Annotated in this window: 24 protein-coding genes and 1 other RNA gene; 12 read left to right on the forward strand and 13 right to left on the reverse strand. The window is 59.8% G+C overall.

Translation table 11 applies throughout. The annotated features are described in order from the left end of the window. The first annotated feature begins 71 nt into the window (after positions 1-71). Complete coding sequence (locus tag RN347_RS01720; protein WP_311959653.1) at positions 72-1,376, forward strand: TRAP transporter large permease subunit; 1,305 nt, start codon at positions 72-74, stop codon at positions 1,374-1,376. A gap of 17 nt (positions 1,377-1,393) precedes the next feature. On the opposite strand, the gene RN347_RS01725 is transcribed toward RN347_RS01720, so the two are convergent. Continuing rightward, positions 1,394-2,923 (reverse strand): diguanylate cyclase, encoded by a 1,530-nt coding sequence (locus tag RN347_RS01725; RefSeq protein WP_311959655.1) that lies wholly within the window; start codon positions 2,921-2,923, stop codon positions 1,394-1,396. A gap of 286 nt (positions 2,924-3,209) precedes the next feature. On the opposite strand from RN347_RS01725, the gene RN347_RS01730 reads away from it, so the two are divergent. Continuing rightward, a complete protein-coding gene (locus tag RN347_RS01730; protein WP_311959657.1) occupies positions 3,210-5,810 on the forward strand; it encodes an EAL domain-containing protein in 2,601 nt (866 codons plus the stop codon). Positions 5,811-5,832: 22 nt separating this feature from the next. Here the strand turns inward: RN347_RS01730 and RN347_RS01735 are convergent, their stop codons facing one another. The 8 genes from RN347_RS01735 to RN347_RS01770 all read right to left on the reverse strand — a co-directional run bounded on the left by RN347_RS01735 (position 5,833) and on the right by RN347_RS01770 (position 14,586). Further along, on the reverse strand, positions 5,833-6,582 hold the full coding sequence (locus RN347_RS01735; protein ID WP_311959659.1) for a sulfite exporter TauE/SafE family protein: 750 nt from the start codon (positions 6,580-6,582) through the stop codon (positions 5,833-5,835). 198 nt (positions 6,583-6,780) lie between these two features. Beyond that, on the reverse strand, positions 6,781-8,136 hold the full coding sequence (gene mgtE / locus RN347_RS01740; protein WP_263585335.1) for a magnesium transporter: 1,356 nt from the start codon (positions 8,134-8,136) through the stop codon (positions 6,781-6,783). 227 nt (positions 8,137-8,363) lie between these two features. Continuing rightward, entirely contained in the window at positions 8,364-9,011 is a 648-nt protein-coding gene (gene otnC / locus RN347_RS01745; protein WP_311959662.1) for a 3-oxo-tetronate 4-phosphate decarboxylase, read from the reverse strand. Beyond that, complete coding sequence (gene otnK, locus RN347_RS01750) at positions 9,008-10,294, reverse strand: 3-oxo-tetronate kinase (RefSeq protein WP_311959664.1); 1,287 nt, start codon at positions 10,292-10,294, stop codon at positions 9,008-9,010. The genes otnC and otnK overlap by 4 nt, the downstream gene beginning before the upstream one ends. Further along, the gene (locus RN347_RS01755; RefSeq protein ID WP_311959667.1) at positions 10,291-11,793 is read right to left on the reverse strand and encodes a tripartite tricarboxylate transporter permease; all 1,503 of its coding nucleotides are present in this window, start codon (positions 11,791-11,793) and stop codon (positions 10,291-10,293) included. Before RN347_RS01755 ends, otnK begins: the two co-directional genes overlap by 4 nt. Before the next feature lie 39 nt (positions 11,794-11,832). Next, complete coding sequence (locus RN347_RS01760; RefSeq protein ID WP_311959670.1) at positions 11,833-12,321, reverse strand: tripartite tricarboxylate transporter TctB family protein; 489 nt, start codon at positions 12,319-12,321, stop codon at positions 11,833-11,835. A 91-nt stretch (positions 12,322-12,412) separates the two neighbouring features. Next, positions 12,413-13,381, reverse strand: coding sequence for a tripartite tricarboxylate transporter substrate binding protein (locus tag RN347_RS01765; RefSeq protein ID WP_311959673.1), 969 nt, complete (start codon positions 13,379-13,381; stop codon positions 12,413-12,415). A gap of 92 nt (positions 13,382-13,473) precedes the next feature. Further along, positions 13,474-14,586: a flagellar biosynthesis protein FlgA gene (locus tag RN347_RS01770; RefSeq protein WP_311959677.1), complete on the reverse strand. Its 1,113-nt coding sequence runs from the start codon at positions 14,584-14,586 to the stop codon at positions 13,474-13,476. Positions 14,587-14,589: 3 nt separating this feature from the next. Here RN347_RS01770 and RN347_RS01775 point away from each other — a divergent pair, with 3 nt between their 5' ends. From RN347_RS01775 to RN347_RS01790, 4 genes are all read left to right on the forward strand, one after another. Continuing rightward, positions 14,590-14,862 (forward strand): hypothetical protein, encoded by a 273-nt coding sequence (locus tag RN347_RS01775; RefSeq protein WP_311959680.1) that lies wholly within the window; start codon positions 14,590-14,592, stop codon positions 14,860-14,862. A 283-nt stretch (positions 14,863-15,145) separates the two neighbouring features. Then, complete coding sequence (locus tag RN347_RS01780) at positions 15,146-15,820, forward strand: GntR family transcriptional regulator (protein ID WP_311959684.1); 675 nt, start codon at positions 15,146-15,148, stop codon at positions 15,818-15,820. A gap of 86 nt (positions 15,821-15,906) precedes the next feature. Beyond that, positions 15,907-16,209 carry a tripartite tricarboxylate transporter permease gene (locus tag RN347_RS01785; protein WP_311959687.1) on the forward strand — a complete coding sequence of 101 codons (303 nt, stop codon included), beginning with the start codon at positions 15,907-15,909 and terminating at the stop codon, positions 16,207-16,209. Positions 16,210-16,231: 22 nt separating this feature from the next. Continuing rightward, on the forward strand, positions 16,232-17,194 hold the full coding sequence (locus RN347_RS01790; protein WP_311959690.1) for a D-glycerate dehydrogenase: 963 nt from the start codon (positions 16,232-16,234) through the stop codon (positions 17,192-17,194). 152 nt (positions 17,195-17,346) lie between these two features. On the opposite strand, the gene ssrA is transcribed toward RN347_RS01790, so the two are convergent. Together ssrA and smpB are read right to left on the reverse strand one after the other, a co-directional pair. Continuing rightward, positions 17,347-17,726: a transfer-messenger RNA gene (gene ssrA, locus RN347_RS01795) on the reverse strand. 40 nt (positions 17,727-17,766) lie between these two features. Continuing rightward, positions 17,767-18,258: an SsrA-binding protein SmpB gene (gene smpB, locus RN347_RS01800; RefSeq protein WP_263585323.1), complete on the reverse strand. Its 492-nt coding sequence runs from the start codon at positions 18,256-18,258 to the stop codon at positions 17,767-17,769. A gap of 125 nt (positions 18,259-18,383) precedes the next feature. Between smpB and RN347_RS01805 the strand changes: the two genes are divergently transcribed. Next, entirely contained in the window at positions 18,384-18,818 is a 435-nt protein-coding gene (locus tag RN347_RS01805; protein ID WP_311959694.1) for a type II toxin-antitoxin system RatA family toxin, read from the forward strand. Continuing rightward, the gene (locus tag RN347_RS01810) at positions 18,808-19,119 is read left to right on the forward strand and encodes an RnfH family protein (protein ID WP_311959698.1); all 312 of its coding nucleotides are present in this window, start codon (positions 18,808-18,810) and stop codon (positions 19,117-19,119) included. Before RN347_RS01805 ends, RN347_RS01810 begins: the two co-directional genes overlap by 11 nt. 6 nt (positions 19,120-19,125) lie before the next feature. On the opposite strand, the gene RN347_RS01815 is transcribed toward RN347_RS01810, so the two are convergent. After that, positions 19,126-19,626, reverse strand: a complete 501-nt coding sequence (locus RN347_RS01815; protein ID WP_311959701.1) for an outer membrane protein assembly factor BamE — start codon at positions 19,624-19,626, stop codon at positions 19,126-19,128. A 72-nt stretch (positions 19,627-19,698) separates the two neighbouring features. Here RN347_RS01815 and fur point away from each other — a divergent pair, with 72 nt between their 5' ends. Further along, positions 19,699-20,109, forward strand: a complete 411-nt coding sequence (gene fur / locus RN347_RS01820; RefSeq protein ID WP_263585319.1) for a ferric iron uptake transcriptional regulator — start codon at positions 19,699-19,701, stop codon at positions 20,107-20,109. A 103-nt stretch (positions 20,110-20,212) separates the two neighbouring features. On the opposite strand, the gene recN is transcribed toward fur, so the two are convergent. After that, positions 20,213-21,886: a DNA repair protein RecN gene (gene recN, locus RN347_RS01825; RefSeq protein WP_311959704.1), complete on the reverse strand. Its 1,674-nt coding sequence runs from the start codon at positions 21,884-21,886 to the stop codon at positions 20,213-20,215. 212 nt (positions 21,887-22,098) lie between these two features. Here recN and grpE point away from each other — a divergent pair, with 212 nt between their 5' ends. The 3 genes from grpE to dnaJ all read left to right on the forward strand — a co-directional run bounded on the left by grpE (position 22,099) and on the right by dnaJ (position 26,082). Beyond that, on the forward strand, positions 22,099-22,743 hold the full coding sequence (gene grpE, locus RN347_RS01830; RefSeq protein ID WP_311959706.1) for a nucleotide exchange factor GrpE: 645 nt from the start codon (positions 22,099-22,101) through the stop codon (positions 22,741-22,743). A 131-nt stretch (positions 22,744-22,874) separates the two neighbouring features. Further along, positions 22,875-24,809: a molecular chaperone DnaK gene (gene dnaK / locus RN347_RS01835; protein WP_263585316.1), complete on the forward strand. Its 1,935-nt coding sequence runs from the start codon at positions 22,875-22,877 to the stop codon at positions 24,807-24,809. A gap of 124 nt (positions 24,810-24,933) precedes the next feature. Beyond that, complete coding sequence (dnaJ, locus tag RN347_RS01840; RefSeq protein WP_263585315.1) at positions 24,934-26,082, forward strand: molecular chaperone DnaJ; 1,149 nt, start codon at positions 24,934-24,936, stop codon at positions 26,080-26,082. Positions 26,083-26,100 lie beyond the last annotated feature (18 nt).

The following is a 26,100-nucleotide window of genomic DNA, read 5'->3' on the forward strand; positions in this document are numbered from 1 at the left end:
CGACCCTACCAGGCAGGTTCAAGGCGACGAGCACGCATGATCGAGAACGATACAGAGTGGGAGACGCGCTCGTGCTATCACTCAGCCTGATAACGCTGGTCACGCTCTTTGCGCTGCTGGGAAGCGGCGTTTGGGTGGCCTTTGCGCTCATGGGAACGGCCTGGATCGCGCTGGCGTTTTTCAGCCCCTTCGACCCTAACCCGATACTGGCCTCGGATTTCTGGGGCGCCAGTTACGGCTGGGATTTGACTGCGCTTCCGATGTTCATCTGGATGGGGGAAATCCTCTTTCGCTCCGGGCTTGCCGACAACATGTTTCGCGGCCTCTCGCCCTGGCTGAACCGGCTGCCCGGGCGCCTTTTGCATACCAACATCATCGGCAGCGGCCTGTTCGCCGCCGTCTGCGGCTCCTCGGCGGCGACCTGCGCGACCGTTGGCAAGATGACGCTGCCGGAACTCGAACGGCGCGGCTACGATAGCCACATGGCGATCGGCACACTCGCCAGTGCCTCGACGCTGGGACTATTGATTCCGCCTTCCATCGTGTTGATTGTCTACGGGGTCGTGACGGAACAGTCGATTTCGCGGCTCTTCATGGCCGGCATCGGGCCGGGGCTGATGATTCTGGCGCTGTTCATGAGCTATCTGGTGCTCTGGGCGCTGATCAAGGGGCGCAGGGACGGGTTGACCGGCGCCGATGAAGCCGATATGCCGCTTTCCCAAAAGCTACGCAACACCCTGGCGCTGATGCCGATTCTACTGCTGATCGGCGGCATCATCGCCTCGATCTACGCAGGTCTTGCCTCACCCACGGAGGCGGCGGCGGTGGGCGTGACGCTTTCGATCGTCATCGCGCGCATCAACGGCCATTTCGATCGCCGAATCTTTGCCGATTCGCTGTTCGCCGCGGTGCGTACGGCGTGCATGATCGCCTTCATCATCGCTGGCGCCTCGTTCTTGACCTCGGCGATGGGGTTTACTCAAGTCCCCATGCGCCTGGCGCAGGCGATCGGCGAGATGGGCCTCTCACCGACGCAGCTACTGGTCGCATTGACGCTTTTACTGCTGGTAATGGGATGCTTTCTGGACGGGATCTCGTTGATTCTGCTGGTGACATCGATCATCATGCCGGTCATCAGCGCAGCCGGGTTCGATTTGATCTGGTTTGGTATCTATCTGGTGATCGTGGTGGAAATGTCGCAGATCACCCCGCCGGTAGGCTTCAATCTATTCGTGATCCAGAGCCTGACGGGCAAGGATATTCTCACGATCACACGCGCAACGCTGCCGTTTTTCCTGCTGATGCTGCTGGCCATCGCGCTGATGCATCTGTTTCCCGCGATCGCGCTCTACTTGCCTCGTGTCATGACGGGGTAGTCAGCGTAACGCCTTGATCACTGGCCGTAGATCGACACGCCGCTGCGCCCCGAGCGCTTGATGTAGTACATGCTTTGATCGGCGGCGGCGATGAGCTCGTGTTCGCTTTCGAATACGCCGTCTGACAGGCAGGCGATGCCGATGGACACGGTGATGTAAAGCGGCTTGGTATCGTGGTAGGCCATGGCCTCTTTTTCCAGCAGCGTCATGATGCGCTGAGCGAGGCGCAGCGCGCTCTGCGCCGTTTCATCGGGCATGATGATCAAGAACTCTTCACCACCGTAGCGTCCCGCCACATCGGAGGCATCCACCAGCGCCAACAGCGCCTTGCCAAAGCACTGCAGCACCTCATCGCCGACCCGGTGGCCGTAGCGGTCGTTGAGCGTCTTGAAGTGGTCAAGATCGATGAAAACGACCGACATGGTGCGCTTTTTTTGACGGCACTTTGCAAAGCGCTCCTTGAGCTGCTCTTCGAGCCAGGCGCGATTGGCCAGCTGGGTCAGAGGATCAAGGCGGCTATGCTCGAGCAGGGCGTCATGCTGCTGCTCGAGCTTGTGAAAACGCTGCTGCTGCGCTTCGAGCCGAGCGCTGATGGCCAGCGCGTGCTGAAACAGTAGCTGCTTGGCCTCGCTCAGCACGGCCTGACTGTCGATGGGCAGCGGTACCGCCAGTTTGAGAAGGTCGCTTAAAAGCTCAATTTGCTGATGCATGCGATGAAAAAGCGATTCAAGCAGGGCGACGTGCTCCGACTGCGCCGAGGAGAGCTCAAACAGCAGCGTGGAGAAGGATTGAGGCGCGTTGGGTGACAGCCAGGCATCTGCCAGCGGCCCGGAAAAGCGCACGCACAGCGCCACCGGGTCGTCGGTGAAAACAGTGTCATGGCTTTCGTCGATCATCTGAACCAGGCTCTCTGGAAGCCCCCACTTGGCCGCAAGCCAGGCACCGATGAGCGTATGATCACAGCCAAATCGCTGACGCTCCTCCTTGGCCAATTCCATGTGGGACAGATCACGCTGGGTGTAAAGCGTCGCTGCCTCTTCGGGGTAGGCCAGTTGAAGTGCCAGAATGCCGATATCCTGTAAAAGCGCTGCGGTGAACACCTGCCCCAGGCGCTCAGGGCAGCACTTTTGTGCAAGTTGGCTCGCGATCGCCGCCGAGGCGATCGCTCGCTGCCAGGTCGGCAGAGCGATGTCGCTGGTCTGCTCATCCTTGAACAGCGCAAAGCTCAAAACGGTGGCAAGCGTGGCGTCGGTGCCCAGCCGCTGCGTCGCCTCGAGACTCGTGATGGCGGGGTTGGGCGAGCGCACGTGGTGCGCGGTGTTCGCCACGGCGATCAGGCGCGCCGTCAGGGCCGGATCGTGTTCGATCACCCCGGCATACTCCTTGAGCGAGGCATTGGGCGCGCGCGCGATTTCCAGCACCTGCATCACCACGGCCGGAAGCGATGGGAGCGAGGCGGTCTGCCGTAGTGCTCGGCTTAGAAAACGGGGCAGCTTGTCGGTCAAGGATTGATAAAGCGACTGATTCGGCGCCGAGTGGCTCTTCATTCTTTCTCCATACGCACTGCCTCAGCGCAATAAACGGTTATCATGATTCGTTGACCAAAGCATATACTTTTAGTCGCTTCCCGTCGCCTCGTACGCCTTTTCAATGTGCGTGAAGTGCCTATTTATAGAGTGGAAATCATCAGGGCTAAACGGTAAAAACGTTGTTTCGACTGCGCTAATTCCAAAGGCGGGTTTGCTCATGCAAAAAAAGGATGAGACGGCAGAGACTTTTCGTCCACTGGCGAAAGGATTTGGGCGCGAAGACGCCAGGCGGTTTTATCTTTTAATGGCAGAAAAGCTGGCGCAGCTTTTACACATGGATCATGTGCTGATCGCCGAATATGTGGGCGCGCGTAGCGCCCAGGCCCTTGCCTTCTGGTCACAGGGACAATCCAGCAGTCACTTCACCTACTCGCTCGAGGGCACGCCCTGCGAGACCATCAGTGAGCATGCCCCCTGCCACTATCTGGAAAAGGTGCAGACGCTTTTCCCCCGGGACGAGCTGTTGACGTCGCTCAACGCGCAAAGCTATGTCGGCTTTCCCGTGTTTGGCTCAAACAGCGCGCTGCTCGGGTTCGTGGCAGTACTGGCGAACCGCGCGATTACCTGGGGGGCGTTCGAAAACGACATACTGATGATCGCCGCGGCCCAGCTGGGGACGGAGCTCGAGCGTCAGAAAACCGCGCTCGCGTTGAAAAAAAGCGAGCGGCTCTCCCGGGAAAGCGAGCGACGTTTGAACACGCTGCTTAACCATCTGCCGGGCATGGCTTACCGCTGTCTCAATAATCGCCGCCGTGATCTGCAGCTCGTAAGCCTGGGCGCTCGGGCATTGACTGGCTATTCGATCGAGGCGCTAAAAGCGGGTCAGAGCGTCACGCTGGGCCATTTGATTCATGACGAGGATCGCGAGCGGGTATTTACCGAGCTTTATAACGCGCTCAAGGCGCGTAACCCCTACCGGGTCGTGTACCGGCTTCGCCATCGAGATGGCTGCTACCGCTGGGTATGGGAGCAGGGCCAGGGCGTATTCGATATCCAGGGCGCGACCGTTTGTCTGGAAGGCTTCATTTGCGATATTACCGAGCAGCACGAATTCGAGCGCGTACAAAACACGGTCGTCCAGGTCGCCTCGTCGGTCACCTCACGGGTGAACGGGCACTATTGCCAGCAACTGATCGCCACGCTCATTACGCTGCTGGAGGCGGATGGCGGCTTCATTGCGCTGCTCGATAAGCCGCTGAGCCTTAAAACGCTTGATGCCCAGGCGCTTGACGAGCACATTGGCCGGGCGAGGATCACCACGGAAAGTCTGGTCGTGCGAGGTATTTCGCTACCGGCGCACGCCTTTGGTCTTCGCGGTTCGCCCTGCGAGCGGGTCGTGCGCGACCAGGAGGCGGTCGTTCAGGACAGCGGCGCCATGGCGCTGCCAGCGGTCGAGCTCTGTGCCAAGGCCTGGATCGGGCGGCGGCTCGATAACGCCGCAGGCGAGGCGATCGGTGTCATGATGGTGTTTTACCAGACGCCGCTCAGCGCCAACGCTTTTGCCACCTCGGTGCTGCGAATTCTCTCCAACGGTGCCGCCGCGGAGCTCGAGCGTCAACGCGATCATCGTCGCATCGAGTATCTGGCCTATATCGATACCACTACGGGCCTACCCAATCGGGCCAGGTTCATGGAGCGTTTGGCCGCCTTCGCCGCGCGCGTTCATGCCCTGTCGCTCGTGCTGCTGGATATCAAGGATTTTCGTGAGATTAACGATCTTCACGGTCACGCGGTGGGCGATGAGCTATTGATCGCCGTCGCAAGGCGGCTTCAGGCGGCCGCGCCGTCTGGAGCGTTCATCGCGCGACTATCGAGTAATGAGTTTGCGGTGCTTTTTGATAAAGCGAAGGGCAAGGCGCTCGACGCGACCGCCCTGCAGCTGGAAAACGCGGTGTGTCAGCCCGTATGCCTTGATCACCTAACGCTGTCGATCGGGGTCAATATCGGCCTGGCGCATTACCCCGACACGGTCGAGGCGCCTGACGATCTTTTCAATGCCGCCACCCTGGCGCTGCATCACGCCAAGCGCACGGCCCAGACGCGCTGTCGCTATCAGCCGGCGCTGCGTGTCGATATCCAGCGCCGCCAGGAACTCACCGAGCGGCTACGGCTGGCCATCAGCGAGCAAACGCTGGAGCTTTATTTTCAGCCGCAGCTGGATCTTGTGAGCGGCGAGCTGGCCGGGGCAGAAGCGCTATGCCGCTGGCACGACGTCCAGTGGGGCTTTATCAATCCTTGCGAATTCATCGCGCTGGCCGAAGAGCGTGGGCTGATCAATCTGCTGGGTGAGTGGGTGCTGGCTCAGGCCGCCACCCAGCTAAAAGCCTGGGCGAGTGCGGGCACACCGCTGACGGGGCGCCTGTCGGTCAACGTCTCCGCTCAGCAGTTCGCCAACCCGCAGCTGTTGGAGAAAGTGAAGCGATTGACCCAGGGCGTTGCGCCGCAAGCGCTGGGTCTGGAGCTGACGGAAAGTGCCGTCATGCGCAGCCCGGATCAGGCCGTTTTGACAACGCAAGCGCTGCGCGAGGCGGGCTATACCATTGCCATCGACGATTTCGGCACCGGCTACTCCTCGCTCTCCTACCTGCGCCGCTTTGCCGCGGACGTGCTCAAGATCGACATCTCGTTCGTGCGTCATATCGTCGATAATCCGCAGGACCGGGCCATCACCCAAACCATCATCGATATCGCCAAAACCCTGGGGATCAAGCCGCTGGCTGAAGGGATCGAAAGTGAGGCCCAGGCACGGCTACTCACCGAGATGGGGTGTCACCAGGGGCAGGGGGACTGGCTGGGCGAGCCGCTTGATGGCGATACGTTTGCCCGGCGGTGGCTGGGCGCCTGAGCCAAGCAACGAATAAACTTATTTAGAAAGCTCCAAGCGCCTGACCGATCAGATTGGCGCCCACCAGCAGCATGGCGATGATGACCAGCCGATAGAACAGTACGTCGTTGACGCGACTTTGCAGCCAGAGTCCGCTACGCACGCCTATCCACGCCACGGGCACCAGTAAAAGCGACGCCCAAGCACTGGTCAGGTTGACCTCCCCCAGCCACACGTAAGGCCCCAGTTTGATGGCGTTGACGATGGCGAAGGCCACCGCGCAGGTAGCGATAAAGGTCTCCTTGGCAAGCTTGCGCGGTAAAAGGTACACGTTGAGCGGGGGTGCGCCGGCGTGGGCGATGAAACTTGTGAAGCCGCAGACGCTGGCCGCCGGTAGCGCCCAGCGCGTCGAAATGGGCTTTTTGGCGACGGGCTTGAACAGCATGTACACCGCGAATACCAGCGATAATCCCCCCAGCACCAGCCGCACGCCCTGATCGCTGAGACTGCCGAACAACAGCGTGCCTACCGCCACGCCGATGAAAAGCCCCGGCAGAAAGCGCCACACTTCCGCCATGTCGTGCTTGCCCCACCACGCTTTCACCGCGAACACGTCCATCACCAGAAGCAGCGGCAGCAAAAGCCCCGCCGCCTGGGTCGGGCTGATTACGAGCGCCATCAGCGGCACCGACAGCGTACCAAAGCCGCCGGCAAACCCGCCCTTGGAAACGCCGGTCAGGTAGACCGAAAAAATGATGAACAGCCAGGCGAGAAGTGAAAAATCGGGGAGCATGAAAGCCTTGACGGTTGAGCGCGACCCCAGGATCGCGCGTCCATTGAAAAACGATAAATATGCTATCGGCTCGCCTCGTATGCCAGTACTGCCTTCCAGGCCCCTATTCCAGCTTGGAACGCATGCCGAGACGGCCTGTTCACATCGAATCAGACCCCGCACGTGGCAGGGCCTGAGCGCCTTATTAACGGCGATCGCTTAAAGAATGATCACCGTCGCCAGGCCCAGAAACGATAGAAAGCCCACCACGTCGGTCACGGTGGTCAGAATGACGGCACCCGAAAGCGCTGGGTCGATGCTCAGGCGCTTGAGAATGAGCGGGATCAGTACGCCCGAGAGATTCGCCAGGCTCATGTTAATGAAAATCGCCAGCGTGATGACCAGCGTGATGAGCACCTCGCCAAACCAGAGATACGAGATCGCACCGACCACCAGCGCCCAGACCAGGCCGTTGCTCATGCCGACCCATAATTCCTTGTTGTAGAGCCAGCGCTTGTTGTTCCCGGCCAGCTGACCCAGCGCCAAGCCGCGTATCACCACCGTGAGCGTTTGGCTGCCGGCAATACCGCCCATACTGGCAACCACCGGCATCAAAATCGCCAGCGCCACGATCTGATCCAGCACCGCCTCGAACTGGCCGATGACGAAGGCGGCCAAAAAGGCCGTCATCAGGTTGATGCCGAGCCAAATGCCGCGGCTTTTGGCACTGCGCACGATCGGGGTGAACACCTCCTCCTCATCGCTGACCCCGGACATGTGTTTCAGCGTCATGTCCGCGTCGTCCTGGGTGATTTCCAGCACGTCGGCGGTGTTGAGCTGACCCACCAGCAGACCGTCGCTGTCGCACACCGGCGCGAAGGGGAGTTCCTTAGAGCGCAGTAGCGTCGCGGCATCGCTGATTTTCATCTGATCGTTCAGGGTGAAGAAGTCATCCATGAACTCATCGACGATCGCTTCCTGGGGCTGCTTGATCAGATCGATCAGCGTCACCGTCCCCAGCAGTCGCTTATCCTTATCGGTCACCATGATCTGCTGCGACTCCTCGTCGAGCAGGTGATGAATGCGGATATAGCGCTGCACCGCCTCCAGCGACACCCCTTGCTTCACATTCACCGTTTCCGGATCCATGTAGCGGCCCACGACGTCCTCTTCGTAGGCATGCAGGTTCTCTACCTGGGCGCGAATGTTGTCATCCAGGCTGGCATAAACGGTCGTCTTGACGTCTTCGTCGGCGACCTCGAGCACCTCGGCCACGTCCTGGGCATCCAGCCCCCGGACGAGATTTTCGATATCGCTGACCGACAGGTCTTCCACGTAGTCGGCGCGAATGTCCTCATCAACACTCGCCAGCACCTCACCGAGCAGCGCCTCGGGAATATAGGCCCATAACAGATTGCGGGTTTTGGCAGGAAAGGACTCGAGCAGCCGCGCAATGTCCCACGCGTCGAGCTCGTTAAACAGCGCGCTTAGCGCTTCGGTGTCATCATCGTCGAGGCGCTGCTGCAGATAGAGCAGCTGCTCCTCGGCGTTGGTGTATTTTTCTTCCTCGTCCATAGGGTCCCTCCCTGGGCACTGGCGGGTGGAAGCCACTCACGTCGTGGGCGGATGGCATTCACATCAGTTTATGGCTCGAACGGCTTGAAAGCCATACGGTTTGGGTGATGGGATGCTGAGAATGACGAGAGCGCGAAGAGAGAAGTACCTGAAAACAAAAAAAGCGAAGTGTGCAGCTTCGCTTTTTAAAGAGGGCTTGTGATCGAGGCGTTTGAGCGATGAGTTTTTTAGTCGCGCGGATAGCGCGCTTCGAGTTCGGCGACCTGCTCTGGCGTCAGAATGCGCGGATTTTCACCGCGCAGCAGCAAAAACAGCTTCGCGGTTTCTTCGAGCTCCTCGGTGGCGTAGACCGCCGCTTCCAGATTCTTTCCCGCCACGACCGGGCCGTGATTGGCCAGCAGCACGGCGCTATGCTGGCCCGCCAGGCCGCGCACGGCATCCCCCAATTTTTCATCGCCCGGCACGTGGTAGGGCACCAGCGGCAGTTTGCCTACGCGCATGGCGTAGTAGGCGGTGATGGGAGGAATGCAGTCACAAGGGTCGATACCGGGCAGGCAGGAGACCGCGACCGAATGAGTGGAGTGCAGGTGGACGATCGCACCGGACTGCGGGCGCTCGTCGTACATGGCGGTGTGCAAGAAGTGCTCCTTGGTCGGCTTGTCACCGCTCAATAACTGCCCGTTTTGATCCAGGTGCGATATGCGCGCCGGGTCCAGTCGGCCAAGGCAGGCGTTGGTCGGCGTCATGAGCCAGCCGCCGCTTTCCAGGCGCACGCTGATATTGCCGCTCGAACCCATGGTCAGGCCGCGATCGAACAGTGATTTTCCCAGTGTGCTGATCTGCTCGCGCAGCTGGTTGTGCTCGTGAATACTCATGGCAACACCTCGAAAGCGCGTGTGAAAAAGTCGACGCCGCCGAAATTGCCCGATTTCAAGGCAAGCGAAAGCGGCGCGGCGTGGCCTTCCAGCTGTGCCTGGGTCCAGGGCACGCCCGGGTCGATTTGTTCGCCAATGCGAAGCGCGGTAATTCCCAACGCGGATACCACCGCCCCCGAGGTTTCGCCCCCGGCGACCAGCAGGCGCCCCACGCCCTTGTCGACTAGCGAGACGGCCAACTGGCTGAGCGCTTGCTCAACGAGGTGGCCGGCCTTCGCCACGCCGAGTTTTGCCTGGGCAGTCTTTACTTTTTCCGGGTCGGCGGAGGCGTAAATCAGCACCGGCGCGTTTTGCTCGATACGCGACAGCGCAAAATCATGAGCATCTTGCCAGTGAGTGTTATCCCGTGACAGCGCCAGCGGGTCGATGGCAAAACCGCCTTCTGGAGAACGCGTCAAAAAGTCATCGACCTGGGCCAAAGTGGCGCGCGAGCAGCTTCCCGACAGCACCAGCGCACTGCCGGAGGCAGGCTCGAGCCGGCCGGGCTTGGAAATATCTGCAAGCCAGCCCTTGTGACGATACTGCGCGGGCAGGGCCTGACCTAGCCCAGAGCCACCGGTGACCAGTGGCAAGTCGACGGTGGCACCGGCCAGCGTTTCAAGATCGCTTTCGTCCACGCTATCGCAAATGACGTGACGCACTTCATCAGCTTTCAGGTCAGCCAGGCGCTGGCGCGTGGCTTCCGGGCCCTGGGTCAGTACGGCGCGGTTGATGAGACCCACTGTGTGCGGGGTCTGGCGAGCAAGAACGCGCACGAGATCCGCATCAGTCATGGGCGTGAGCGGATGGTGCTGCATGCCGCTGTCGTTCAAGAGACGATCACCGACGAACAGGTGGCCCTGGTAGACCGTACGACCGTTGATCGGAAACGCTGGCACCATTATGGTCTGCACGGCGCCCAAATGATCGAGCAAGGCATCCGCCACCGGGCCGATATTGCCCTGATCGGTCGAATCGAAGGTCGAGCAGTACTTGAAAAAAATCTGACGCGCGCCCAGTTCGCGCAGCCAATCCAGGGCGGCGACGGAGTCGGCGATGGCCTCCTCTGAGGCGCAGGAGCGCGATTTGAGCGCCACTACGACGGCATCGACATCGGACAGATCAGGCAGCGAGTCCGGCACCCCGATTACCTGCACGCAGCGCATGCCGCCGCGAACCAGGTTGTTGGCCAGGTCGGTCGCCCCGGTAAAATCGTCGGCGATGGCGCCCAGTACGATGGTCATGTTGCTTCTCCTTGAGTCGCTGTGCGGCGCCGTGCGCGTTTGATGAGTGGCATGACGAGCGTAGCTGTCAGCAACACCAGTGCCACCGCCAGCAGCGTGGCACTGATCGGACGATCCAGAAAGATGTCGAAGCTCCCTTGCGACATCGATAGCGACCGGCGCAGCTCGCTTTCGGCGATAGGGCCAAGTACCAGCCCCAGAATGATCGATACCATGGGAAAGTTGATCTTTTCGAGCAGATAACCCATGACCCCAAAGCCTAACATTAGCCAGACATCGAACATGGAGTTACGTACCGAGTAGGTGCCCACCACGCAACACATGATGATAATCGGGCCGAGTGCCGAGTAGGGTACGTTCAGAAGTTTTGTGAACAACACGATGAACGGTTTGGAAAAAAGCAGGATCATGAAGTTGACGATGAAAAGCCCGGCGAATACCGCGTAGATCAAATCGCTACTGGTGAGCATGAACATCGGCCCCGGCTGCAGGCCGTGCATGATGAAGGCGCCCAGAATGACGGCGGTGGTACCGCTTCCGGGAATACCCAGTGCGAAAAGAGGCACCAACGCCCCCATGGCGGCCGCGTTGTTGGCGGATTCCGGGGCTGCGATACCTTCCGGGGCACCCTTGCCGAATTTTTCCGGATGCTTGGACCAGCGCACCGTTTCGCTATAGCTGACCATGGCCGCCGTGCTCGCCCCGATGCCGGGCAGAATGCCGATGATGACGCCGATGATCGAGGAGCGCGACAGCGTGGCGCCGATCTGGCGCAGAATGGGCATATCGAAGATTTTGACCTTCACTTTCGTGAGCGGCTGGTGGCTTTCGTGATCCAGGGTCCGCTTCATGACTTCGGACACCGCAAAAAGTCCCACGATGACCGGAATCAAGCCCACGCCTTCCGCCAGGTTGAGGTTGCCAAAGGTGTAGCGGCTGGTGCCGGTGAGCGGGTCGATGCCGATGGTGGCGATGAAAAGCCCAAGTGCCGCACCGATCAAGCCAAAGATGAGGCGTCCGCCTAATGATGCCACGACGGTCAAACCCAGCACGGCCAGCGCAAAGTACTCCGGCGACGAGAACTTGATCGCCATGTTCGCCAGAAGGGGCGTAAAGATGATAAGTGCGATGGTGCCGACGATGCCGCCAATGGCCGAGCTTAGCACGCCGATCCCCAGCGCCTTGCCCGCTTCACCGCGCTGGGTCATCGGGTAGCCATCGAAGGCGGTCATGACCGCTTCTGGCGTGCCCGGCGCGCGGTAGAGAATGGCGGTGATCAGTCCTGAGAACACCGTAGCCCCATAGATCGCGGTCAGTACCATGAAAGCGGTGGTCGGCTCCATGCCGTAGGTCACCGGCAGTAGTATGACGACCAGAATTACGCCGCTGATACCCGGCAGCGCGCCGCCGATGAAGCCGATGAAAACGGCGGAGGTTAACAGCAGCAGGTTCAGTGGTTGCATCACCACGGCTAACCCGGCCAGGAAATTTTCTAGCATGATCGACTCCCGGAACAATTAAGGGGTAGTGAAGCAGTCTCAGGGCATGGGGATGCCGAGCAGGGAGACGAAGACGCCCTGCATCAGCACGACGGCCACGACCAGCGTGATGGCAATGGTGATCCACGAGCGGGCGCCCAGCAGCAGCGTGCCGGCGAGCGTGAACACCACGCTCGCAATCAAAAAGCCGGCGACCTGCATCAACAGGGTGTATCCGACGGCGGCGGCGATGAACCACCAGTGGCGCGTACGTCCTATCGAGAAGGCACCGCTATTATCGCTGGGACGCTTTTCTTCAATATCGACGTTGGCACGGGCACGGGCACGGGCACGGGCGCGGTCGCGCCAGGTCAGCGCCAGCAGCGCGATACCCAGTACGGACAGAATGATAAGCAGCGTCAGGGGCCAGACCCGCGGGCCGATGAAGGTAGAGACTTGAGCAGAGCTTGGGAATTGCAGGGTGGGGTAGAGCCCCACGACTGCGAGTAACACGATCCCCAGAGCAAAAATAGAGATTCTGGCGTGCATGGTAAATCCTGAGCGGACATGGGAAGACCGGCCTCGAAAGGCCGGTCCTTGATGCGAATGAAGAGTGGCGCGTCAGGCAAGCCTGGGCGCATCACTCGTTTTCAAGCAGGCGCGAGTAAAGCGTGAAGTTGTTTTCCAGACGCTTGCGGTACTCATCACCGTTCATCCAGCCTTCGCGATAGTCGAGATTGACCCGCTCGGCGTACTCCTGGTATTCCTCGGAGTCGTAGACCTCCTTGAGGATCTCTTCCAGACGCGCAACGATCGGCTGTGGCGTTTCAGCGTTGACGAACACCGCTCGGTCGTTGCCGTCGGTCAGATCCCAGTTGTGCTCCATCGTGGTCGGAACGTCCGGGTAATCCTCGAGGCGCTCATCGCTGAAGACCAGAATGGGGGCCATTTGACCTGCATCGATATAGCTCAAAAGCGGGCTGAGCGATGTCGTGGTGGCGTCGATATTGCCGCCCAGTACGTTGGCCGTTGCATTGCCCGTGCTGTCGTAGGGAATGAAGTTCATGTCCAGACCCGAGGCATCCGCCAGCGAGAGAAACGCCATGTGATCGGGACTTGCGGTGTGCGTCCCGCCAACCGTGACCTCGCCCGGATTTTCCTCGGCGTACTGTTTGAATTCCTCGAAGCTCTCGAACCGCTCCGGGTTAACGAACAGGGCCATGACATCGGACTGCATACGAGCAACGGGGGTCAATTGATCCAGACCCACCGGGTTTTGACCCGCCGCCAGAGAGGTAATGAACGTTGTCGAGGCAAAGTCCAGCGTATGGCCATCGGGGTCACCGTTCGCCGCGCGCTGGTGGGCAAGCGCACCCGAGGCGGCTGGCAGGTTGATGACAGTGATGCGTGCACCGTCTACCGCCTCTTCGAACATGGGGCGAACGACGCGGGCGAAGTTATCGGTGCCGCCGCCGGCGCCGGCGGCCACCAGAAACTGGATGGCCTTGCTGGGATAGGCCTCTGCCTCTTCATCAGCCTGAACGGTAGTGACAGTTCCCACGAGCGCGAGGCCAAGGGCAGCGTGCTTGAAACGAAGTTGAGTCGGCATGTTTTTCTCCAAAGCGGTTATTGTTGCTTTTAGCGGTTATCTACATGGAACAAGGGCAGCAAGGATCGCTACCCCGATGGCGATTCGGAAGGTTATCCGGCAAACAGCTCGTCCTGCTTGAGGCGAAGTTCCTTCAGCTTGCTCTCCGGTAGCTCCACATCGGTCAGCGTGATCGGTTGGCCAGCATCGATATCACGGATGATTTTTGCACCGGGAAGCAGATAAAACGGTACGTTGGCACTACCGGCCAGCGCTTCGGCGGGATGAATTTCCGGGCGCAGACCTTCGATGTGGCGGTGATGACCCTTCATTTCGAGCAGCTGACCGGCGGCGATGGCCTGAGTGGCGCGCGCCGTCAGATCGAACTTGGGCGTGGTGGCATTACCGCCGCCCGAGGGCAAGCCGTTGAGTACCGCATCGAGAAGCGAAATGGGGGCTTCGAGACCCAGTAGGTGGCGCGGCAGATACACCATGGCGCTATCGCCGCTTTGGCTCAACACGTGGCCCTTGTCGCGAAGCAGTTGCCAGACGTGGGGATCCTCGCAGCGCACCACCACGAAAACACCGCCGGCAAAGCTCAGCTCATCCGGGCGGCGCAGACAGTTGAACACCTCCAAACGTCGATTGCCTCGAAGGACACCGCCGTGAGCCTCGGTATCCAGCAGCGTGGGCACTTCGATGGTACGCAGCACCATGGCATGAAATTCGGGTAGGTCGGGCTGCAGGCCGGTGGCGTTGGCCACGTTGACCATTTCGCATAGATCCGGCACTGAGATTTGGGGAATGTCCGAGAGCACATCGCTGCGTGCGCTGACCGTTGCGCGAGCATCGTTTTCATCCAGTGCCCAAAGCGAGGTCATGTCGGCGGCGCTGTACTCGTTTCCATTGCAGGTGACCGTTGCTTTCGCTTCATCCCAGATGAAGTCGTACTCGCTACTCTTGCCAGCCGAAATAATTTCAAACCCAAGCGTTTCAGCCCAAGTCAATAGACCGACCAAAAGGCTGGGCTGGTCACCATCGAGAGGAGTGAAAAGCACGCCGTGCTGTTGAGCCAAGCGCGTAAGATACGGTCCGACGACCGATTCGGTTTCCTTGGTGGCGATACCGACATGTTTACCCGCCAGAATCGCGCTCTCGGCATACCGTGCGCCCACATCCGGAATGCCGGTCGATTCGACGAGGATGTCGAAGGGTAGCGTTTGCACAGTATGGAACGCCGCGGTCGCTATAAAATGCCCTTTCGACCACGCGCTTTCAGCTTCTTCACGAGAATGGCATACCATTATATCGGCGGCATCAATGCCCGCATGTTCCAAGGCTTCCTTGGCTCGTTCGGGATTGATATCGATGGCGATGCGCGCCGAAAGATTTTTCATCTTACGTGCCTGGCGCAATACGCCGCGGCCAAAGTCGCCGGCGCCCGCAATACAAGCCTCTACGGTATTGTCGCTTTCAAAATGGTTCAAGTAATTCATGGGTAAAAAGCAGTTCCTGGCGCAGGGCCGTGAGTAGAGGTAGTGCAGCATGGCGCTTTTTAAGCATTCGGCCACGCGGCAAACGATAATAGGATGGGAAGAATTTAGTGGTATACCATTTGGAAGGTCAACGACACGGGACTTCTACTTTAGTCGCTATTTATTTTTATGATATGTAAGTTTATGAATATACTGGTGAATTAAAAAAGCGCTAGGTGTATTGGTTTTATTTGAAAGGTAGTTTTTGGTATGCCAATCTTACCCATTGCCAACAACCGTGAATAACGCCATGGAAGAGACCGCTCGGACGACGCACGCTGGCCTGGTTGAAAAGGTGGCTCACTACCTGCGCGAGCACATCGTGATGGATCATTTTCAGCCGGGTCAGCGCCTGCCCGAGCGTACACTCGCCGTCGAGCTGAATGTGTCGCGTACGCCGCTGCGCGAAGCGCTGAAAATCCTGGCGGCCGAGGGTCTTGTGGTGATATCACCGAACCGGGGCGCCGTAGTGGCCGATGTCAGTGCCTCTGACATGAAGGAAAAGGCGTATGTTTTAAGCGTACTGGAGCAAGCGGCGGCGGAACTCACTTGCGCGGTGGCAACCGATGACGACATTGCCGAATTTCAAGCGCTGCATTACGAGATGAAAGCAGCGTTCGTGAGGCGGGACCGGCAGAACTACTTTCGCTTGAACCAGGATATCCACAACCGGATCGTATCGCTTTCAGGTAACTCGACGCTGATCGATATGCACGCGAATTTGAGTCGTCAGCTGTACCGTGTTCGCTATCTGTCGAATCAAAGAAACGAAAAGTGGGCCACCGCCATGGAGGAGCACGAAGCGATTCTGGCGGCGCTGGAGGCGCGCGACGGCAAGCGAGTCGGAGACGAGTTGCGTAACCACTTGGGGAAAACCTGGGTCAAGTACGCCAACGGTGAGCCGGTCGAGCATTCCGGTCAATAGTTTTCAAGTCAAGCGTTGTAAGGTTTTCGTCAACTGTCTAAAGGGCCGGGTTTGCTTGGTAGTGCTCTATAAAAAGTTCACGAAAAATGCACAGTCATTCAATAGGCGTTTACAGCGTCAACCGGGACTTTTTCGATGTGTATCTCATGGTCGGCCTTGGCCTGCTGGGCTTTTTTCTGAACCGTTTCGGGTTTGGCGTGGCACCGGCGGTAATCGGTTTGATACTGGGGAACGTGGCCGAAACCAATCTACGCCGTGGGCTACAGGTTTTCGACGGCGACTGGACACCGTTCTTTACCCGCCCGGTCAGTGTGGCGTTACTACTTCTGGCGGTGGTGTTTTTGGTGATGTCGCTGCGCAGTTCCTGGAAATCCGCGCCATCAAGTTGATCGAGAATAGGGAGTTTATGTCATGGCAAAGCAAAACCTGGTAGTTGTTCACGAGCTGTATCCGGAACTGATCGAGGTGTTGGGCGCATCCTATAACCTGACGCACTTTACCCGCTTGTCCAGCGAGCAGGACAAGGCCGATTTTGAGCAGGCCATGGAGCACGCGGACGCCTATCTTGGCTCGAACGTGAAATTTACCGAGGCGCTGTTGGATAAGGCGCCCAACCTGAAAGTGGTCGCCAGTGTCTCGGTCGGTGTCGATAGCTATCCCATCGAGGCGATGCATCAGCGCGGAATCGTATTGACCAATACGCCGGATGTGTTGACCGAGTCGACCGCAGACACCGGTTTTCTGCTGATGATGATGGCCGCGCGGCGTGCCGGTGAAATGCTGCGCAAGGTGCGCAACCACGAGTGGACCTCGTCGCTGGCGCGCCGTGACTTCGGTGTCGATGTGCACGGTAAAACGCTGGGCGTCGTTGGGATGGGGCGCATTGGCCAGGCCGTTGCCAAACGAGGCCACGACGGCTTTGGCATGCAGATCAATTACTATAACCGCTCGGCCAAACCCGACGTGGAAGAGACGCTGCAAGCGCAGCGCGTTGATCTGGACACCCTGTTTCGGGAGTCGGATTTCATCTGTGTGACGATCCCGCTGGATGCGCAGACCGAGGGGTTGATCGGCCAGGAGCAGTTCGCGCTAACCCGCCCGCACGCCGTGTTTGTAAACATTTCACGCGGCAAGGTCGTGCGCGAAAGCGAGCTGATTGCCTGTCTGCAGGATGGCACGCTGCACTGTGCAGGTCTGGATGTCTACGAAAAAGAGCCGCTCTCTACAGAGTCTCCGCTCATGGCGCTGGACAACGCGGTCTGCTTGCCCCACATCGGCTCCTCCACGTTTCAAACGCGAAACGCAATGTGCGATTTGGCTGCGGACAATGTCAATCGCGTGTTGAGCGGCGAGCAGGCGGTGACGGCTGTATAAGTGACTCGCGGCTTGTTGACTCGCTCGGCTCATGCGCCGAGCGAGCAAACCCCTCGATTTTGCGGCTACGAGCGCTAACCGGTTCTGGTTCGATCAGCGTTTAATCACCAGGCACAAAAAAAGCACCCGAAGGTGCTTTTTTTGTGGGGTGTTGGTGGAGGCGGCGGGAATTGAACCCGCGTCCGCCAGCACTCGCCCATTGGCTCTACATGCTTAGATTTCGTCTTTTGCTTTAGCGCGACTGGCTCCGACGATCAGGATCCAGCTACGCGAGCCTTCTAAGGTTTAACGGTTGACGAGAAGACACCGCCAACCGCGGTCCTATCAGCTTTAGCTCATATCCCCTTGGCGATGAATAGGCACATCACCGCAGGGCCAGACAAGAAGCTAGCAGGGTTTAAGCTGCCAGCGCGCCTTGAGCGTAGTTTTCGTCGTTTGCGACTATTTTTCGTGATGTGGTATTTACGAGATACATCACGCTCTCGGCATGCACCGCAGGGTTTGTCACCGGCGTCGAAACCATGTCGCCCCCAGAACTGAGCATTCTAACGTGCTCAACGTGAATTGACCAGCTACGCGCGGTTATGTTCCCGCATGATTCGTCCTTTTTGACGATTCCAGTCGCGATCCTTTTCGGTGGCACGCTTGTCGTGCAGCTGTTTACCGGTCACCAGCGCCAGCTCGCACTTGACCATGTTGCGCTTCCAGTAAAGCTTCAGCGGTACGCAGGTGTGGCCCTTGTCCTGAGTGACCGAGAAGATCTTGGCGATCTCCTTGCGGTGAAGCAGCAGTTTACGCGTGCGGGTCGGGTCGGCGATCTCGTGAGTGCTGGCGGTGTTGAGCGGCATGATGTGACTACCAAGCAAAAACGCCTCGCCGTTACGCACCAGAATGTAGGTATCGGTGAGCTGCGCTTTACCCGCGCGCAGGCTTTTGACTTCCCAGCCGGCCAGCGACAGACCCGCCTCGAAGGTTTCGTCGATATGGTATTCGAACCGCGCCTTCTTGTTTTGAGCGATCACGCTGCTGCTGGGGCCCTTGGTCTTGCCTTTCTTAGTGGCCATGAAACCTCATCGTTAATCTGTCGGTAGCCCCCCTTCGTTATTGGGGGAGGCGTGGTACCATTCAAGGTCTGAAATAATGTTTCCCATGATACGCTGTGGGCACTGTGAAGTCAGCGGAGAGGTCAATGCCAACCGTTAATCGTTCCGCCCTGGTGCGGCACACCCCCCAACAGATGTTCGATCTGGTCAATGACTTCGAACACTACCCGGAATTTTTGCCCGGGTGCCGTCGTGCCCGATTGCTCGAGCGCGACGAGTCGCACCTGATCGGAGAGATGACGCTGGGTCGTGCTGGCGTCGAACAAACCATCACCACGCGTAACGATCTTTACGCACCAGAGCGTATCGAACTTTCGCTCGTCGACGGGCCGTTCAAGCGCCTGAAAGGGCGGTGGTTATTCACCCCCATGGGAGAAGACACCTGCAAGGTTAGCCTGGAAATGGAGTTCGAGTTTGCCAATCGGCTGCTAGGCATGGCTTTTGGCAAGCTGTTTCAGCAAATTGCCGGGCAGTTGGTCGATGCATTCACCAAGCGCGCGGATGAACTCTATGGCCGCTGAGCAGCTGTTCGCCGTTGAGGTGGCGTTTGCCACGCCAGCCAAACAGCACCTGGTCGTGGTCGAGGTCACACCCTACACCACCGCCCGCGAAGCGGTGATGAAAGCCAACCTCCCGACACTATTTCCCGAGCAGTCAGAAGACGTGTTTGCTCACGCTCCCCTGGGTATCTTCGGCAAGGCGCTACGCGAGCCGCAGCGCCACACGCTGAGTCCGGGGGATCGCATCGAAGTGTATCGCCCGCTCGAGATCGACCCGAAGGCCGCCCGCCTGGCGCGTGCCGAGCGCCAGGCAAGGCGGTAGCCTTTCTTACTCCGTCACGATGACCGGGGTTGGCTCCGGTGTGGCGGCGGGTGTGGCCGCCGGTGCGTTCTCCGGGGTGGGCGTCGGCGTTTGCTGGTTCGGCGTCAGAAGCGGCATGACCGGGTCCGTGGTCTCCAGCGCCGGGCCGGCGCCGCGATTGGCACTGATCGACGGGGAGCGGGAGAGATCGCCCTGCTGCTCAATGTTAACGAGTCGACCTGTGTCATCGAAGGTCAGCGTGACGCGGCGCTGCTCCACCCCAGCGTAGGCCTTGTCCAATCGGTAGACGTAGTCCCACTCGCGGGAGTCGAAAGGCGCCTCCAGAAGCGGGCGTCCCATTACGTAGGTGACCTGCTCCTGGGTCATGCCCGGCTGTAGCTGGCTGACCATTTCCTGGGTCACCAGATTGCCCTGGGGGATGTCGCGCTTGTAGACGCCGACGTAGCTGCAGCCGCTGACGACGGTCAGGGCAACGGAAAGCGTAATGATACGAGTCAATTTTTGCATTTGGTCCTGTTCTTCACTATCGTGGTTTCGGTCGATGATACCCGACCTAACCTGTTACTGCGAAGAGCAACCATGGCCGATCAGAACCATGAACTACGCAAAGCCGGGCTAAAAGTGACCCTGCCGCGTGTCAAGATCCTGCAGATTCTCGAAAATGCTTCGGGCCAACACCACCTTAGCGCAGAAGAAGTGTATAAAACACTCATCGATGCGGGCGAGGATGTGGGGCTTGCGACCGTCTACCGCGTACTGACTCAGTTCGAGTCGGCGGGCCTTGTGATTCGTCACAATTTCGACGGCGGCCATGCGGTTTTCGAGATGACCCAGGAAGACCACCACGACCACATGGTGTGCCTGGAAAGCGGTGAGATCATCGAGTTCGTCGATGAGGTCATCGAACGGCGTCAGCAGGAGATCGCCGAAGAGCACGGTTTCGAGCTGATCGACCACGCGCTGGTGCTCTACGTGCGTCCCAAAGCCTGATACGCACAGTACTTTCGGCCGTATAACAAAAACGGTGCACGCCAAAAAACGCCCCTGCCGCGATCGCGGCAGGGGCGTTTTGGTTTTTATCGAACGTCGCTTTTCAGTGCGGTGGGCGCTGGCTGGCGTTGAGCATTTCGCGGGCGTGGGCCAGCGTCTGCTCCGAGAGTTTGACCCCGCCCAGCATGCGCGCCAGCTCGCTCACCCGCCCTTTTTCATCGAGCAGCGCCATGTGCGTCAGGGTGCTGTCGCGTTTGGCCTGCTTTTCGATATGCAGGTGCTGATGCGCCTGGGCGGCCACCTGGGGCAGGTGGGTAACGGTCATCACCTGGCCCTTTTCACCGAGCCGGCGCAGCAGTTGGCCGACGATTTCGGCCGTAGCGCCAGAGATGCCCACATCCACTTCGTCGAACACCAGACTCGGGATGGTGGAGTGGCTGGCCGCGACCACCTGGATGGCCAGACTGATGCGTGAAAGCTCACCGCCAGAGGCGACCTTCGTCAGCGGCCGGGCGGGTTGGCCAGGGTTGGCGCTGATCAAAAACTGTACCTGATCCAGCCCGTCCTGAGCGGGCGTTTCGCGGCTCGAGACGGCCACCTCGAAGCGCGCCTTGCCCATGGCCAGAAACGCGAGCTGCTGCTGCACTTCCTTGCCCAGTTTGCCGGCGGCTTTTTGACGCGCCTCGGAAAGCGCCCTGGCGTCCTGACGGTAGCGCTCACGGTATTCGGCGACCTGACTGCTTAGCGACTCGAGGTCTTCATCGCTTGCCTCCAGCTGGGCCACTTCGCGGGCAAGCGACTGGTGCAGCGCGTAGAGCTCCTCCGGGGCGACGTGATGCTTTCGCGCGATGCGGTGCACATCCGTAAGGCGCTCGTCGACCCACGACAGGCGCTCCGGGTCGAGCTCGGTGACACTGGCAAAGCGGGCGAGCTCGCCCGTGGCCTCTTCGACCTGAATGCGGGCGTCCGAGAGCATCGCTAGCGTGTTGGCCAGCACGCCCTTGTCGCTGCCAGGCAGGGCGCTGAGCCGGGCATAAGCCTGATTGAGTAGCGAAAGTGCGCCGCCGTCATCGCTTTCGCAGCACTCCACGGCGAACTGGGTTTCACGCAGGGTCTCCTCGGCGTGGGCAAGCGTCGACTGCTCCTCTTCGAGCACCTCGAGTTCACCTTCGCCCAGCGCCAGCTGGTCGAGCTCCTCGACCTGGTAGCGCAGAAGCTGGCGGCGCGCTTCGACTTCGCTCCCCGCTTCGCTGCGCTTTTTAAGCCGTGCGCGGGTCGCGCGCCACTCCTTGAAGGTTTCGGCCAGCGCCTGGCGTTTACCCTTGAGACCGGCGTAGTCGTCCAAAAGCGCCAGGTGAGTCTCTTCGCGCATCAGCGCCTGGTGGGCGTGCTGGCCGTGGACCTGAATCAGCAGCTCGCCAAGCGTCTTGAGATCGGCAATGGTCGCCGGCTGGCCGTTGATCCACGCCTTGGAGCGGCCGCTGGCGGTCACCACGCGGCGAAGCAAGCACTCCTGAGAGGAGAGTTCGCGCGCCTCGAGCCACTCGGCGGCGGCGGGCAGGCGGGCAATGTCGAAGTTGGCCGAAAGGTCGGTGCGTTCGCGGCCGTGGCGCACGCTCCCCGCGTCGGCGCGCTCGCCCAGGCAAAGCCCCAGGGCGCCGAGCAGGATGGATTTACCCGCCCCGGTCTCCCCGGTGATGGCAGTCATGCCGTCGGTCAAATCGAGTTCCAGACGGTCAACGATGGCGTAATCCTGAATGACGAGCTGAGTCAGCATAGGGCCTCCCGGGCAGGGCTCTATAGAAACTGGATGCTTATACAATGATTGTTGTTTTATACAGTAGTCGATAACTCACTTCAATGCCCCTCTTGAGATGCCAAACAAGGCCCCCATATAGCGTGCATACGCATTAATGAACCCGTTTAACTCACACACTTTATTTCAACCAGCGGGCGCTTACGCGCCGCGACCGCATTCAGGAGTACGGCATGGCGAAAGAACCGCAAACCCCGATCGATGACGAGCTGGCCCGCCAGGAGCAGGACGCCGAAGTAACCGAGCAGGCCGACGAAGAGCGCCTGATCGAAGGCGATCTCGAAGGTGTACTGGACGATGAGTCGCCGCTGGGTACCGAAACGTTCGACGAAGGCGTGAGCAACCCGGAAGCCGAGGTGCTGGCGGCCCGCGTCGAGGAGCTCGAACAGAGTCTTTCCGAGGCGAAGGATCAGTCGCTCAGAGCGTCTGCCGAGGCCCAGAACGTGCGTCGCCGCGCCGAAGCGGAAGCGGAGAAGGCGCGCAAGTTCGCTCTCGAGAAGTTCGTCAAGGAGCTGCTGCCGGTGGTGGATAGCCTGGAAAAAGCGCTGGACAGCATGCAAGAGGATGCCTCTGACGCGCACCGTGAAGGTGTGTCCATGACGCTCAAGATGCAGCTCGACGTGCTCAACAAGTTCGGCGTCGAAAGCGTCGAACCCAGTGGCGAGCCCTTCGACCCGCAGGTTCATGAGGCCCTGACCATGGTGCCCAACCCGGAACTCGAGCCCAACACGGTAATGGAAGTCGTGCAGAAGGGGTATTTGCTCAACGGACGCCTGGTGCGCCCGGCGATGGTCGTGGTCAGCCAGAAAGCGGGCTAGTCGAGTTGGGGGATAATGCAAATTCCCCCCTTGAAAAGTTCACGGCGGCCCCCAGATAAAGGCCAACCCGCGGTAATCACCGCAGACCGATTGCAACAGTTTTTGTCACCACCGAATTCGAGGTTTTTGCTATGGGACGTATTATTGGTATTGACCTGGGCACCACCAACTCTTGCGTGGCGGTTCTCGACGGCGACAGCGCCAAGGTCATCGAAAACGCCGAGGGCGGCCGCACCACTCCCTCCATCATCGCTTACACCGATGACGGTGAAACGCTGGTCGGCCAGTCCGCCAAGCGCCAGGCGGTCACCAACCCGGAAAACACCCTGTACGCCATCAAGCGTCTGATCGGCCGTCGTTTCAAGGACGACGTCGTTCAAAAAGACATCAAGATGGTGCCGTACAAGATCGCCGAAGCCGATAACGGCGACGCGTGGGTCGAAGTCAAAGGCAAGAAAATGGCACCGCCGCAGGTCAGCGCGGAAGTGCTCAAGAAGATGAAGAAGACCGCCGAAGACTACCTCGGCGAAACGGTCACCGAGGCGGTCATCACGGTGCCAGCTTACTTCAACGACAGCCAGCGCCAGGCCACCAAGGATGCCGGCCGCATCGCCGGTCTCGACGTCAAGCGCATCATCAACGAGCCGACCGCTGCGGCCCTCGCCTATGGCATGGACAAGTCGCGCGGCGACAAGACCATCGCGGTCTATGACTTGGGTGGCGGTACCTTCGATATCTCCATCATCGAAGTGGCCGACGTCGACGGTGAAACCCAGTTCGAAGTACTCGCCACCAACGGCGACACCTTCCTGGGCGGCGAAGACTTTGACCTGTCACTGATCAACTACCTGGTCTCGCAGTTTAAGTCCGACAGCGGCATCGATCTGTCCGGCGACAACCTGGCCATGCAGCGCCTGAAAGAAGCCGCCGAGAAAGCCAAGATCGAGCTCTCAAGCGCCCAGCAGACTGACGTGAACCTGCCTTACATTACGGCAGACAACACCGGTCCCAAGCACTTGAACGTGAAAGTGACCCGCGCCAAGCTCGAGTCACTGGTCGAAGAGCTGGTTCAGCGCTCGCTCGAGCCGTGCAAGATGGCGCTGAAGGACGCCGGTCTTTCTGCCTCTGAAATCGACGACGTCATCCTCGTCGGCGGTCAGACGCGCATGCCGCTGGTTCAGCAGAAAGCCGCTGACTTCTTCGGCAAGGAAGCACGCAAGGACGTCAATCCGGACGAAGCCGTGGCCGTGGGTGCCGCGATTCAGGGCGGTGTACTCGGTGGCGACGTCAAGGACGTGCTGCTGCTCGACGTGACCCCGCTGACGCTGGGTATCGAGACCCTTGGTGGCGTCATGACGCCGCTGATCGAGAAAAACACCACCATCCCGACGAAGAAGACCCAAACCTTCTCCACCGCGGATGACAACCAGACGGCCGTGACCATTCACGCCGTGCAGGGTGAACGTAAGCAGGTTTCGCAGAACAAGTCGCTCGGTCGTTTCGATCTGGCCGACATTCCGCCGGCGCCGCGCGGCGTGCCGCAGATCGAAGTGGCCTTTGATCTGGACGCCAACGGCATCCTGAACGTCTCCGCGAAGGACAAGGCGACGGGTAAAGAGCAGTCCATCGTCATCAAGGCCTCGAGCGGTCTGTCGGACGAAGAAGTCGAGCAGATGGTGCGCGACGCCGAAGCTCACGCCGACGAAGACAAGAAGTTCGAAGCCCTCGTGCAGCTACGTAACCAGGCCGACGGCATGATTCACGCCACGCGCAAGACGCTGGAAGAAGCCGGCGACAAGGCGACCGATGAAGAGAAGCAAAACATCGAAACCGCCATCAGCGACCTGGAAGCCGCGGTGAAAACCGACGACCAGGACGACATCCAGAAGAAACTGGATGCGCTGACCGAGGCCTCTGGCCAGCTCGCGCAGAAGATGTATGCCGAGCAGGCAGATGCCTCTCAGGCTGCGGAAGGTCAGGAGGGCGAACAGGCCCAGTCCAAGCCGGAAGACGACGTTGTCGACGCCGAGTACGAAGAAGTCAACGACGAGCAGAAGAAGCAGTAACCGCTCTTTCTGTAAGGATCGCAGCAACGCGGGAGCCAGCTCCCGCGTTGCTGTTTCCAGGACCAAAACGATGATCACGGTTCGTACCGTCAAGAGCATACCCTAACCAGGAGGCGTAGGACCCATGTCCAAGCGCGATTACTACGAAGTCCTGGGTGTCGAAAAAGGGGCCGATCAGAAAGAGATCAAAAAGGCCTACCGCCGCCTGGCGCAAAAATTCCACCCTGACCGTAACCCGGATGACGAAACCGCCGCCGAGAAATTCCGCGACGTATCCGATGCCTACGAAGTACTCAGCGACGAGCAAAAGCGCGCTGCCTACGACCAGTTCGGCCATGCCGGCGTCGATGGCCAGGGCGGTGGCGGCTTTGGCGGCGGCGGTGGCGGCGCGGGGGATTTCAGCGATATCTTCGGCGACGTGTTTGGCGACATTTTCGGCGGTGGCGGCGGGCGTCGTCGTGGGCCCAACGCGCCGGCGCGCGGCTCGGATCTGCGCTATAACCTGGAGCTCGATCTGGAAAACGCGGTCGCTGGCACCACCGTCGACATTCGCGTTCCGCGCCATATCACCTGCGATCGCTGCGATGGCGACGGCGCCGAACCCGGCACCAGCAAGGACACCTGTCCGACCTGTCAGGGCATGGGCCAGGTGCGCATGCAGCAGGGCTTTTTCGCCGTGCAGCAGACCTGCCCGACCTGTCACGGCTCCGGCATGCAGATCAAGGTGCCGTGCCACAAGTGCAACAGCGAAGGCCGCGTGCGCGAAACTCGCACGCTCTCGGTCAAGATTCCGCCCGGCGTGGATACCGGCGACCGCATTCGCTTGAACGGCGAAGGCGAATCTGGTGTGAACGGCGGCCCGGCTGGCGATCTTTACGTGCAGGTGGCGATCAAGTCGCACCCGATCTTCCAGCGCGACGGCAAGCACCTGCAGTGCGACGTGCCGATCAACTTCGTCGACGCCTCGCTCGGCGGCGAGCTGGAAGTGCCCACACTCGACGGCCGCGTGAAGCTCAAGATTCCGCCGGAAACCCAAACCGGCCGGCTGTTCCGCCTGCGCGGCAAGGGCGTGAAGCCGGTTCGCGGCGGCGCCCCGGGCGATCTGCTCTGCAAGGTCGTGATCGAAACCCCGGTGAATCTGAACGAAGAGCAAAAGGACCTGCTACGTCAGCTCCAGAAAAGCTTCGACGACAGCAACAGCCACAGCCACTCGCCGAAGAAAACCGGCTTCTTCGACAGCGTGAAGAAGTTCTTTGAAGAGATGAAGCCGTAGGAGCATGCCTGCATGCCC

It is taken from the genome of Halomonas sp. PAMB 3264, from assembly GCF_031954245.1.
Taxonomy (GTDB): Bacteria; Pseudomonadota; Gammaproteobacteria; order Pseudomonadales; family Halomonadaceae; genus Vreelandella.

Coding starts and splice junctions, on each gene's coding strand:
- RN347_RS01725 (WP_311959655.1), bottom strand. CDS start 2,923: ATGAAGAGCCACTCGGCGCCGAATCAGTCGCTTTATCAATCCTTGACC.
- RN347_RS01730 (WP_311959657.1), top strand. CDS start 3,210: ATGGCAGAAAAGCTGGCGCAGCTTTTACACATGGATCATGTGCTGATC.
- RN347_RS01735 (WP_311959659.1), bottom strand. CDS start 6,582: ATGCTCCCCGATTTTTCACTTCTCGCCTGGCTGTTCATCATTTTTTCG.
- mgtE (WP_263585335.1), bottom strand. CDS start 8,136: ATGGACGAGGAAGAAAAATACACCAACGCCGAGGAGCAGCTGCTCTAT.
- otnC (WP_311959662.1), bottom strand. CDS start 9,011: ATGAGTATTCACGAGCACAACCAGCTGCGCGAGCAGATCAGCACACTG.
- otnK (WP_311959664.1), bottom strand. CDS start 10,294: ATGACCATCGTACTGGGCGCCATCGCCGACGATTTTACCGGGGCGACC.
- RN347_RS01755 (WP_311959667.1), bottom strand. CDS start 11,793: ATGCTAGAAAATTTCCTGGCCGGGTTAGCCGTGGTGATGCAACCACTG.
- RN347_RS01760 (WP_311959670.1), bottom strand. CDS start 12,321: ATGCACGCCAGAATCTCTATTTTTGCTCTGGGGATCGTGTTACTCGCA.
- RN347_RS01765 (WP_311959673.1), bottom strand. CDS start 13,381: ATGCCGACTCAACTTCGTTTCAAGCACGCTGCCCTTGGCCTCGCGCTC.
- RN347_RS01775 (WP_311959680.1), top strand. CDS start 14,590: ATGGAACGCCGCGGTCGCTATAAAATGCCCTTTCGACCACGCGCTTTC.
- RN347_RS01780 (WP_311959684.1), top strand. CDS start 15,146: ATGGAAGAGACCGCTCGGACGACGCACGCTGGCCTGGTTGAAAAGGTG.
- RN347_RS01785 (WP_311959687.1), top strand. CDS start 15,907: ATGCACAGTCATTCAATAGGCGTTTACAGCGTCAACCGGGACTTTTTC.
- RN347_RS01790 (WP_311959690.1), top strand. CDS start 16,232: ATGGCAAAGCAAAACCTGGTAGTTGTTCACGAGCTGTATCCGGAACTG.
- smpB (WP_263585323.1), bottom strand. CDS start 18,258: ATGGCCACTAAGAAAGGCAAGACCAAGGGCCCCAGCAGCAGCGTGATC.
- RN347_RS01805 (WP_311959694.1), top strand. CDS start 18,384: ATGCCAACCGTTAATCGTTCCGCCCTGGTGCGGCACACCCCCCAACAG.
- RN347_RS01810 (WP_311959698.1), top strand. CDS start 18,808: ATGGCCGCTGAGCAGCTGTTCGCCGTTGAGGTGGCGTTTGCCACGCCA.
- RN347_RS01815 (WP_311959701.1), bottom strand. CDS start 19,626: ATGCAAAAATTGACTCGTATCATTACGCTTTCCGTTGCCCTGACCGTC.
- fur (WP_263585319.1), top strand. CDS start 19,699: ATGGCCGATCAGAACCATGAACTACGCAAAGCCGGGCTAAAAGTGACC.
- recN (WP_311959704.1), bottom strand. CDS start 21,886: ATGCTGACTCAGCTCGTCATTCAGGATTACGCCATCGTTGACCGTCTG.
- grpE (WP_311959706.1), top strand. CDS start 22,099: ATGGCGAAAGAACCGCAAACCCCGATCGATGACGAGCTGGCCCGCCAG.
- dnaK (WP_263585316.1), top strand. CDS start 22,875: ATGGGACGTATTATTGGTATTGACCTGGGCACCACCAACTCTTGCGTG.
- dnaJ (WP_263585315.1), top strand. CDS start 24,934: ATGTCCAAGCGCGATTACTACGAAGTCCTGGGTGTCGAAAAAGGGGCC.